Source organism: Sporomusa sp. (genome assembly GCF_035561255.1).
GTDB lineage: Bacteria > Bacillota > Negativicutes > Sporomusales > Sporomusaceae > Sporomusa.
Window position 1 is genome coordinate 1 of record NZ_DATMXX010000091.1, and the last position, 11518, is coordinate 11518.

Genomic DNA, 11518 nt, shown 5'->3' on the forward strand with positions numbered 1-11518 from the left:
GTCCCATGTGCCGCAGCAATGGGATCTATATAGTTTTGGTGAAACCAGCAAAGTGGTCAAGCCGTTCCGGGTGCTCAGCATCAGCCAGGACCAGGATTTGCGGCGCAAAATATCCTGCATTGAATATATTGAGGCAGTCTATACGGAGGCATCGGATATACCGGAAGTCAACTACAGCGCGCTTGAGACAACAACCGAAATCAGCAATGTAAGTGTGGCGGAAGAAACCTACCTGCAAAAAGACGGCACGATGGCTTCCAATCTGAATGTAGCATGGAGCATTCCACGTGATAAACTGGTTAGCGGCTATAAAGTTTTGTACAGCAGCGACAATGGGCAAACCTGGAGCGAATGGGCAACCGGCATAACAGCACTCAGTACCAAAATTATCGGCGTTAAAACCCAAACGACCTATTTAGTAAAGGTTTGTACCATTAGTTATGTTGGCGTTGTCTCAAACGGGATTGTATCCATTTCGGTATATGTTACCGGCAAAGACGCTTACCCCTCTGACGTGGCCGGTCTGTCTGCTAATATAAGCCCGAGCGACTGCACAAAAATAACTCTCACGTGGCCTGCCGTCACCGATATCGACCTTCGTGGCTACCAACTGATGGAAGGAAGCACAGTCCTAACGCCTACGCCGATATCAGACACGCAGTACATCTATACCGCGACTCAAAGCCGCGTCCATAATTTCAGCGTTAGGGCCATTGACAACAGCGGCAATCCATCAGAGATACCGGCGACAGAATCCATAAGTATTATCGTAGAACCGACACAGGTGGCTGGTTTTTCTGTTGTCATCCAGGAAACGGACAGGAGTAAATTATTATTATCCTGGACGGCCAACAGCGAAAAAGATATTGCCTACTACGAAATTCGCACGGGCAATACCGATTGGGATGCAGCAACAGTAATCGCGACACAACTAAAGGCAACCAGTTACTTGCACTCCTTAACGGCAGAAGGCAGTCAGACATTTATGATTCGGGCGTATAATGTTTCGGGAAAGGATAGTCTAATTGAGTCATCCAAAACAGTGCAAGTTATATTGCGTCCAGATACACCCATCGGGTTAGTTGTAGAGCAAGATCCCCAAAACCGTAGCATTGCTATATTGTCATGGAATGCTAGTCCTGGCAAAGACATTGAAGGCTATCAAATCACGGTGGGCAGTCAGATCTATTTTACGCGCGAACTTTTCTACCGCTATACGCTACCGACTAGCGGCACTTATAACTTTAGTATCAGGGCAAAAACGGTGGCAGCAAACTACTCAAACGCTGCAAATATCAGCCTTACAGCTATGATTGACCCCTACGATGTTACCGGATTTGCGGCCCAACAGAGCATTACAGACCGTACTATTGTTACCTTGATATGGGATAATCCCATATCCAAGGACGTAGCATATTTCGAAATTCGCATGGGCAATAATTGGGATACTGGGCAAGTTATCGCAAGTCGGGCCACAGGGACATTCCACGAGGTACAGGTATTAGACGAAAATCGACATACTTTCTTCATCAAGGCTTTGTCTGTTGCAGGAAACTATAGTCAGAATGCAGCAGAGGTTGAAGGCATATTTAATCTAAATCCTTCGCCCGTGTCGAATATCAAGATCAGTCAGAACCCCAATGACCGAAGTCAGCTAATTATCACATGGACAGGTATCAGTGAAAGTGACTTAGCTTTTTATGATGTCCGTATTGGTTACGAGTGGGATACCGCGACAAAAATAGCTGAAACCAAGGAAACCCGTTGGACACACCAAACTGACAATACCGGAGATATCAAGGCCATGATTAAGTCAAAAAATGCAGCAGGGTTTTACTCCGATGAAGTTTATGAACACTACTATTCCACTGTAGAGCCTGGGACAGTAACAGGGCTTGTCGCTATACAAAATGGTGAGTATGTAGAACTATTTTGGGATAAACACAGTGAGTCTGATGTTGTAGCCTATGAGATTACCGAGGGTGCAAGTTTTGATATGGGCCAGTTAGTAGTTTCAGGCGTTACCACAACTGAGTATAAGGTCAAGGTTGATACCGAGCGCAACTATTATTACCATGTTAAGGCGATTAACAGAGCATTGAAATACTCGCAAATCGCTGCATCTTATGGGGTGTATGTCGGTAATTTACCTGTGAAAAACATCATACAGGAATATGACGAAATTGTCCTACAGACGGGGACTAAGTACAATGCCGAGTTTGGGCCTAGCTTAATCAATTGGTCGAATATGGGCGGTAGATTTAGTGATTATCCAACGACTAAGTTTAGTGATGTTGGCGGGCAGACGGTATTAAAATTAAAGCAAGTCAATCTACTTGATACTCCAACAAAAAGAATACCAGCAGTTTATAATAATTACCCTGCAAACATCACATCTTCTTTGATAATCTCACCTGAAACTTTCAAAGGACAACCTATTCACAGACTTACATTAACGCCAATTAATGCTACTGGGGTAACTCAACTAAGTACTATTGCCGTAGGTCATGGTTTTTGGTATAACACTTCCTTGCAATACCTTATGAATGAATCTTTTTTGGCAAGTATTTACTGGAGAACAACTACAAGTAAACCAGTCTCGATGTCAGGAACATCTTCAAACATATCAGGATGGACTAGTATTGGGACTACTGATGCAGGAGGTGGATGGTCAAGGACAGTTAGTAAACGACTGTATGCAACAACACAATCTGACTATAAATACTGGTCAATAATGTGTCCAACAGTAACCTTAAATGAAGCTGTGACAATTGAATTTACATGTCCGCAGATAGAGGTAAATACAAGTGTTACTGAGTTTGGAACATATTTCTCAACAGGTGAATATACCTGTCAAACTAAAGACATGAACCAAGTTATTACTGCTAATATTACCAGTGACTTTCGTTCCACGGTTATCCTTCGCGGTATTGGTTCTGCCGTGTTACAAATCCGGACTAGCCAGGACGGCACAAATTGGTTAGCATGGCAGGACTTCAAACCTGCCCAATACACCTTTAGATACTTAGATGCAAGGGTGCTATTGGCAACGAATGACCCAACGAATACACCGGAAGTCAATCACTTGTCTCTGCGAATTGATGTACCGGATACAGACAAGGCAGGTACAATAACAATTCCGATAGGAGGCGTAACCGTCAACTATGGACATACTTACTACGAAATTCCGGTGCTAACACCAATGGCAATAGGCGATAATCGATTTCCGGTTATATTGACGAAAACAAAATCAAGTTTTACAGCCAAGATAACGGACCGGGCCGGGACTGATACAGGGGGTGCACTGGATTGGCGTTCGAAGGGCTACTAAACAGTAGCTCTTCTCTTATTCTAAAGAAGAGGTGATGTACATGGCTCATGATCCTAATTTCCCCGCTAATGAAAGTTTTCTAGCCGACTTCCCGCCAGCTATGCGAGCAGAAATCTTGTCGATTATTAACGATGGCATAGTCAAAGCTTTATCACTGCAAGGACTAACGCCTGGCAATACCGGCGGTAAAATACCTATCAGCAACGGCACTCTATGCACCGGCCTGAACGCTGAAAAACTAGGCGGTTTTCTGTCTTCAGCTTTCGCGTTAGCTGCACATGTTCATGCTGTGGCAACTGGTTCTAGTAACGGCTTTATGAGTAATACAGACTTTTTAAAGTTGGCCGGTATTGCAGCCGGTGCACAGGTCAACCAAAATGCATGGAGCAATATATTAATTGGGGCAACAACTATCCAAGCGGATTCTGCGACAGACACACTTGAATTTATCCAAGGTGCAAATATAACCATTACGGCAGACCCAACTAACGACCGTATTACTATAGCTGTCAGCGGTAAAGTGCCTACGGCTGGGGCGGCAGATACAGCTACAACGGCGTCTGCATGTTCCGGTCTTTCTGCAACTGCAACAAAACTTGCGACACCTAGAACTATTACACTGTCTGGTGATGTGACAGGCTCTGTCTCGTTTGACGGATCGGGTAACGTAACCATAACGACAGTAGTAGTAGATGACAGCCATAACCATACGATTGCAAATATCGATGGATTACAGGCTGCACTTGACGCAAAACTTGCTAGTACCGGTACTGCTGCCAATGCCAGCAAAGTAGGTGGATATGCTCCAGCAATAGGTGCGTATCCAGACACCGCTGTAAATCCAAATACTGTTGTTGTAAGAGATTCAAATGGATATATTAGTGCAAATTATCTTAGAATGGTAAATCCTGCGACTAACGCTACTGCATTCACTGGTTATATGGGACGTACAGGAGATGGATTTTTGTATGAAAAAAGTATTGCAAATGTAAAAGCGGAATTGGGCGTATCAAGCGGTTATGATGCAGCTCATTCTTTGACTGCCAATGGTTATCAAAAATTTAGTAATGGCCTAATTATCCAATGGGGCGTATCTAATAGAGAGTTAGCTCTAGGTATTGCAGGCGTTTTTGTTATATTTCCAATTGCCTTTCCTAACCTGTGTTTTAACGTTCAAGTATCTTTGTCAGGTGAAGGTCACGTTCACGGTTATGCTCCAAGAGCAGATGCAGTGACTAAAACTGGTTTCTTATATAGAGAAGATTATTGGACATCTAATTATAATCCACTAGAAAATCACTATTGGCTTGCAATAGGTTACTAAGGAGGGGCAGAATGTATTACGTATTATTTGATTCGGAAGGAAACTATAAAACTACCTATATTCCTGGTGTGAATTGTGAGAAACCACCTTCTGGGGCGATTCAAACATCTGAAGAAGATTGGCGTATTTATACACAAAATGGTGGTAATGATTTTAAGCGCGATGCAGATGGAACCCCACAGAAGAAACCACCATATATACAAACTACAGTGGAAAAGCTAACAGCAATCCGCAGGCAGCGTGATCAATTATTGGGCGAAAGTGATTGGACTGACACGCTAAGCGCAAAAAGTAGGCTAGGCGAAACTCTATATATTGCATGGCAGGAGTACCGGCAGGCGTTAAGGGATATGCCCAAAACGTGTGACGTTGATAACCTGGTTTGGCCAGAAAAACCGCTATAGGCGGTTATTTCGTATTATTAGATCAGCCAGAATTTCTGGTTGGCCTATTTTCGTAGGCGATATAACATGGTGGTAGCCGGGAGAACGAGGCGGCTTTAGGGGAACTTTACCCCGGAATAGATCTGTTCTCCCACTGCCTCCAATTACATGTTTGAGCTGGTAGAGGCAGTGACCTCGTATCAGGAGCCATCGTGGGAGTTCCGGCGAAATTGCTCAATTACTTATTCAAAACAGAGAATCCCTAGTGCCTATTCTTATGGTGCTAGGGTTTCTGTACGTCATAAGAAAAAACGAAAAGATGACAATAACCAACATGAAGGTGCCTACAGAAAACTTGTGCATAAGATCATGGACGAGTCTAAAGATCGCGAAGATAAACTTATGAATCTCAACGAGACAACTATCAAACAGCAGACTGAAGCAATTACTGAAGTTATCAATAATATCAAGGAACTTAATCAACATGTCATACAGTTGAGCACATGGAAACCTACAATCGAATTTCGTGTAGAAAAACTGGAGTGTGATAAATAATGGCAAGATATTTCACTATTGAAGAAAGAGGGATGGGATTATGATGGGAGCAATTTTATAATCCTTTCGTTATGTCTTAATGTGATGACCTTGGCCAGCTCATCTATCTGGAGCTTGCACAGCTAAGCCCGGACAACCCGGTTAGTGTATTGAATTACACCATCGAGCCGGTGGCCTACTTCCCACGGTTTCCCGGACGTATGGAAATAACCGTGAAAATTGCACCTGTTAATGGCTATAGCATTAATTTCTGAGGAGGTTTACCATGTCAAGAGCAAAAGGACTTAATTCTCAATTAGCCCTGGCCTATGAAACTGCCTATGGACTGACGCCGGCAGTTCCCCTAGGCTATAACATGCCTATCAATCAATCGAAACTCACAATTAGTCAAAATCAAATCGATTCTGCGACCATTCGCGGCCGTCGCGACCAGCTCCAGCCGGCGATCGGCAATAACGACGTAGCCGGCAGCATTGTCGTGCCGATGGACCAAACCGGTATTGGCTTTTGGCTAAGGGCCATGTTTGGCAATCCGGCTACGATTGGCTCCGGTGATCCTTACACCCATGTATTTAAAGTAACTAAGAGCCAGCCATCGCTGGTACTGGAGCAGCAATATCCGGATATTCCGGCCTATGAAAAGTTTAACGGCTGCAAAGTAAACAAATTCTCCTTTACCTATGGCGCTGATACAGAATTAACTGCCAATATTGACATTCTTGGCGCCAAACGTACCGTTAGCGCGACGCCCTTCGCGTCCCCTCTGACCGCACTGCCACTCCTGAAATTCAGTAACTTCCAAGGAACGATTGAGGAAGCAGGAGCGCAACTGGCGATTGTAACCGAAGCCAGCCTGAACGCTGATTTCGGTTTGGACGGCAATACCTATACCATTGGCAGCAACGGTTGCCGAACCGATTTGCCTGAGGGGATACTCCAGGTCTCCGGCAGTATCAAGGCGTTTTTTGCCGATACGGTGCTGCTGAATAAGGCGGTTAACAACACGAAATCCGCATTGAAGTTCAAGTTCACCAGCGGCACCCACAGCCTGCAGTTTTTTATGGAAGAGGTCATTTTTCAGCAAACCTCACCCGGTATCGAAAGCGAAAAAGGGATCTATATCAATTTACCATTTAAAGCTTTTTACAATAGCGGCGCCGGCGGCAGTGCTATCGTTGCCACTTTGGTGAATGGTTATGCCTCTTATGCAGTTGTATAGGTATAATTATTATCCAACTTGTAAAAAAATCCCAGGGGAGTCTTAAAAGAATCTGAGCCTTATAATGGAAAATGAATTAAGAAATGCAAGCTTATGCATCGAAGGGTGTACATGCTTGTGTTTTTTATTTAAACCGGTACTAGACTTTTTTTTGAGATATGAATTTCGAATAGATTTTGTGGTCTCCCCAGTTTGCAAGCATTCGATGGTTAACAATGTGCTATTAAGGTGGTGATGATTATGACGAAATTGGAAAGCTTTTTTAATTTTATTAAAGATGAAATAGCTGATATTGGCGAATTCTTTACTAGTCATGCTCCTAGTGATTTAGGAGAAGATCAAAAACTTACGCCAACTGAGCCTCCACTAGTACCGCAAGTTAATTCCAATGTCCAACAAGGTGAATATGTTCAGCAAAGCTCCGGGAGTTTTACTCTTACTGGATTGCCAATAGATCAAGTTTATTCTAGTGCTGAAAAAACTTACCCTAATAAAGATGGATTGATGGCTGATATATATGGAGTTCCAATTAAGAATCCAGATGGAACATATATAGATGCTGACGGTCACACAATTATGGCGTCTGATGTAGATGGAAGCCCTATTCTACCCAAAGATGCCTCGCAATATTATGAATGGTACAAGCGAAATGACTTAGATAATAAAATTGATGAGAATAATTTTTCATCTAATGTGAGGGCTGAATACTTGATTCCTCCTGATAGTATAGCAAATTCTGATGAGCCGCCGGATTTAACAAATGAAGAGATAAAGAACGATATAACGCTGGAACGTATTGATGGGATGTGGGTAAAGGTTAAGCACGGAATTCCGCTTTCTGAAGAGCTTGAAAAAAATCGATGAGCGGGACAGGGTAAATACACAAAGGGTTTATGATATAGCTGGCGATATTGTAAAATCCTGGAGAGAAAATGGACCATCCACAGAAAAGGTGGGTCTTGCGTTAGCAGGAGTTATGATCGCAGACTTGCTATATCCGAGAGCTGTTGAGGGGTTGAGTAAACCTAGAAAAATGATTGGTTCCGATGGTGTACAGGTAACAAGTAAAACGTTATGGAAGGAAAAAGGAAGCTCGGCTCGAATTGATATTGAGAATCCAAATCCAGGGAAACGACCGGGACAGATTCACTACCAAGATGAAGACGGAGCAAAATATCTGTTTAGTCAGGTCAAGAAAGTGTTTGTAGACAAAGACGGTAATGTGGCTCCAAAGTCAGTCAATGATAACTTGAAAAATCCAGACTTCGTTAGAAAATTGAATGAAGGATTAGTCAAGTATTTGGGGGAAAAAGGAATTGAGTAAAATAATAAGTAACTCCATTATGAAAAAACAGCTGGAAAAAATAGCTGACACGCCGGGGGGAGAAATACCTAAGCTGCCGGATTTTATTCTGAAGGATTTTATCGAGTGGGATGGTTGCATTTTGATAGGGGCAGGGAATGAATCGATTAATATGAATACTCATTTCACACCCAATGAACATTTTAACGATAGGACAGAATTGGAGGCGTTTTATAACCACGTTCATGTTAATGACTACTTCCCAGAAGTAGAGGCGTGCCCTGGAAATTCGCTTAAACTGGCATTGAAGATGGTAGAAATGTGGGAAGAGAAACTCAAGGCACGATTTCCTCAAATCCAGTTTCATCTTATTGTAAGTTGTGATGAGTTTGGTGCCATTATGCGGTTTTACAAGTGTAGAATTGAAGAAGGCTCATGGATCAATATTGACAATATTGAAGGCTACACAGAAAACGGGGTGTTATTAAAAGAAATAGGATAGTAGCTTTTTACTGCAAAATACCACCCAAACTCACTGCAAAACAACGGAAGCTAGTAGCCGCATCGCAAAACTCCTTGTGACTGCTAGCCTCCTGACAAACAAAGGGCACAACAACTGACTGCAGAAATTTGGTTTCTGCAGTCAGTCAGCGCTACCTTGTTCCTAGCAAGGTATCAGTACCGCCCAGAGCGGCAGTGACGCATTTGATGCTCCCTTGTGAGAACAACACGAAAGGCTAATAGTGGGGTAGCATCTTTCGTAGATGCTGCCCCCTTCAACAAAAATCAAAGACCCTTTGCTGCAGTCCTGTCGTGACCGGGGCAATTCGGTGCGATAGGGAGGCGAGCTGTATGCGTAAGCTCCGAACTGTAATGGAACAAATAAGTTGGTAACGTAATCGCCGCAGGGCGATTTTTTATTTGGGGGGAGTATGAATAAAGAACTTAATGATCTAATTGGCCTGCCTTTTATCGACGGCGGGCGTGATCCTGCCGTAGGGCTCGACTGCTGGGGACTGTCCACGGAAGTCTTCCGGCGGTATGGGATTGAACTGCCTGACTACAAAATATCGTGTGAAGATGCCAGCCGGATTCATAGCGAGGTGGAAGAGCAGCGGGCAGGCTGGCGCCGGTGTGAACAGGAAATCCCGGTGCCAGCGCTTGTCGTAATCCGGTTTACCGTCTACTGTGACCATACGGGGGTATATATCGGCCAGGGCCGGTTTATCCATACCCGCAAGGGGCTTGGCGTCAACATCGACCGCGTCGACAGTCCGGCCTGGGCAAACCGCATCGAAGGCTTCTATGTACCGGAGGTGAGACAATGATTACAATTACTATACTGAAAAACCCCTTCAACCATTCCGATAAGGAAATCCATACCTGCGAACCTATTCCCGGCAAAACAGCTTATGAATATATTCAACCCCATATTATGGGGCTGGATGAATTCGTTGTCAGCATTGGCGGCAATGTCGTTGACAATGCCAAAGAGCAGCAAGTCAATGATGAGGACTGGCTTGCCGTTTGCCCGGTTGTCGGTAAAAGCGGCAAGGACTGGTTTAGGACTATTGGCATGCTGGCATTGGGATATTTAACAAGTGGTTTGGCATCGAATTTGGCCGGCAAAAGCATAATGAATAAATTCTGGGCCCACATGGCCGCTGGCGCTGTTAGTGCGATCGGCGGCACCCTCATCAATCACTGGTTCCCGGCGGCTAAGGCGGACCGCTATGAAGTCAATCCGTCCTACAACTGGAGCAATTCCCAGCCGCTGACTGATCAGGGCAATGCCCTGGCCGTAACCTATGGCACCATGCGGACGTCTGGCCAGGTACTGGCCCAGCATGTGTCAAACGATGGCGACAATCAGTATCTCAATCTTCTGCTGTGCGGCGGTGAAGGGCTGATCGACAGTATCAGCGATATCCGGATCAACGACAACCCCGTTTCCTACTATAAAGACATCGACGTTGAAACCCGGTTAGGGACCAATGACCAGACGGCAATCGCCAATTTTAACGACACCTATATTGATCAGGCGTTAGCCTATGAAATTAACAACGACAACAAATGGATCACCCAGCAAACCGAGGGGAATGCGGTGGAAGGCCTGGAAATCACACTGGAGTTTCCCTATGGCTTATACTACGCAAAGGACAGCGGCGGTTTGGGGAACGCGTCGGTCACCCTGCAGGCCCAGTACAATAAGATTGGGGATGATAATTGGCGTAACTTCACTGACGGAAGCACCACTGACTTAGTAATTGCGGCAGCAAAGAATACTTCATTCTACCGCACATACCGTGTGGACAATCTCCCTGCTGCCCACTATGAGGTGCGCGTTAAGTGCAGTGCCAAGAGCGGGACCAATAACCGCTACTCGACCCGCGTGTTCTGGACCCAGCTATCAAATATTATCTATGACGACTTTGCCCGTCCGGGTAAGGTACTTATCGGCATCAAGGCCCTGGCCACTAACCAACTGAGTGGAGGCATGCCCAATATAACCTGGCTGCAAACCAGAAACATGGTGTGGGTCTGGAATGCCGATGCCGGTAAGTATGAACAAAAGCCGGCTACCAATCCGGCCTGGGCTGCTTATGACATGATCCACCGCTGCCGGCAGATCAAAAATATCCATACCAGCAATTTGGAGTTTGTTGTTAAGGGTACACCGGCTGCGCGGGCCGTCTATCAGGATTTTGCCCGCTGGGCGGCTTTTTGTGATAGCCGTAGCCTGACCTTTAACTATATCTTCAATACGGCGACCGATCTATGGACCTCGCTGCAAAAACCGGAGGGTGTGGGCCGTGGCAAGGTGATCATGCGGGGGACCCGGTACGGGTGTGTCTGTGATGCTCCCGGCGAACCGGTCCAGCTATTTACAGTCGGCAATATTCTTACTGATAAATTTAAAGAAACCTTCGTAGGACTCAAGGACCGGGCCAATGCGATAGAAGTGACATTTACTAACCAGGACAAAGCCTATCAGAAGGAAGTGATCACTGCCTACGCCGACGACTATGACAATACGACCGAGCCAAACATCACCCAGATTACCCTTGATGGGGTCACCACCGTTGCTCAGGCGTACCGGGAAGCCAAATACCGGCTGCGGCTCAATCAATACCTGCAGCGGACAGTCGAACACAGCGCGGACATTGATGCGATTGCCTGCCAGATTAATGACGTTGTTTTGCTGGCCCATGATGTACCCCAGTGGGGGTATTCCGGACGGCTGCTGGCAGCAACGGCCACGACACTTCAACTGGACCGGGAGGTCACCTTACGGCCAGGAAAATCGTACACGGTTGCGCTGCAGATTACCAACCCGTCAGCCACAACGCCTCAGGAAGCCCAAAGCATTGTCACCGTCGGTGTGCAGGGCGTGGTACAGGAA

At 45.3% G+C, this 11518-nt stretch carries 9 protein-coding genes; all 9 read left to right on the forward strand.

The window, feature by feature from the left end:
- Positions 1-3331 (forward strand): hypothetical protein (locus tag VN379_RS05420; RefSeq protein ID WP_325531598.1); only part of this gene is annotated, 3331 nt, incomplete at its 5' end.
- Positions 3332-3371: 40 nt separating this feature from the next.
- Positions 3372-4655, forward strand: a complete 1284-nt coding sequence (locus VN379_RS05425; protein WP_325531600.1) for a gp53-like domain-containing protein — start codon at positions 3372-3374, stop codon at positions 4653-4655.
- A gap of 11 nt (positions 4656-4666) precedes the next feature.
- Positions 4667-5059, forward strand: a complete 393-nt coding sequence (locus VN379_RS05430) for a phage tail assembly chaperone (RefSeq protein WP_325531602.1) — start codon at positions 4667-4669, stop codon at positions 5057-5059.
- Positions 5060-5858: 799 nt separating this feature from the next.
- A complete protein-coding gene (locus VN379_RS05435; RefSeq protein WP_325531604.1) occupies positions 5859-6812 on the forward strand; it encodes a phage tail tube protein in 954 nt (317 codons plus the stop codon).
- Between the two features lie 240 nt (positions 6813-7052).
- Entirely contained in the window at positions 7053-7676 is a 624-nt protein-coding gene (locus VN379_RS05440) for a hypothetical protein (RefSeq protein WP_325531606.1), read from the forward strand.
- Positions 7660-8136, forward strand: coding sequence for a hypothetical protein (locus tag VN379_RS05445; RefSeq protein WP_325531608.1), 477 nt, complete (start codon positions 7660-7662; stop codon positions 8134-8136). Before VN379_RS05440 ends, VN379_RS05445 begins: the two co-directional genes overlap by 17 nt.
- A complete protein-coding gene (locus tag VN379_RS05450) occupies positions 8129-8617 on the forward strand; it encodes a hypothetical protein (RefSeq protein ID WP_325531610.1) in 489 nt (162 codons plus the stop codon). Before VN379_RS05445 ends, VN379_RS05450 begins: the two co-directional genes overlap by 8 nt.
- Positions 8618-9047: 430 nt before the next feature.
- The gene (locus VN379_RS05455; protein WP_325531612.1) at positions 9048-9443 is read left to right on the forward strand and encodes a C40 family peptidase; all 396 of its coding nucleotides are present in this window, start codon (positions 9048-9050) and stop codon (positions 9441-9443) included.
- Positions 9440-11518, forward strand: a 2079-nt coding sequence (locus VN379_RS05460; protein ID WP_325531614.1) for a host specificity factor TipJ family phage tail protein, incomplete at its 3' end; no start/stop codon positions are given. The genes VN379_RS05455 and VN379_RS05460, both read left to right, overlap by 4 nt.

What these genes read in the sequence shown, in the direction of transcription:
- VN379_RS05435 (WP_325531604.1), top strand. Translation starts at nt 5,859, where the DNA reads ATGTCAAGAGCAAAAGGACTTAATTCTCAATTAGCCCTGGCCTATGAA.
- VN379_RS05455 (WP_325531612.1), top strand. Translation starts at nt 9,048, where the DNA reads ATGAATAAAGAACTTAATGATCTAATTGGCCTGCCTTTTATCGACGGC.
- VN379_RS05425 (WP_325531600.1), top strand. Translation starts at nt 3,372, where the DNA reads ATGGCTCATGATCCTAATTTCCCCGCTAATGAAAGTTTTCTAGCCGAC.
- VN379_RS05440 (WP_325531606.1), top strand. Translation starts at nt 7,053, where the DNA reads ATGACGAAATTGGAAAGCTTTTTTAATTTTATTAAAGATGAAATAGCT.
- VN379_RS05430 (WP_325531602.1), top strand. Translation starts at nt 4,667, where the DNA reads ATGTATTACGTATTATTTGATTCGGAAGGAAACTATAAAACTACCTAT.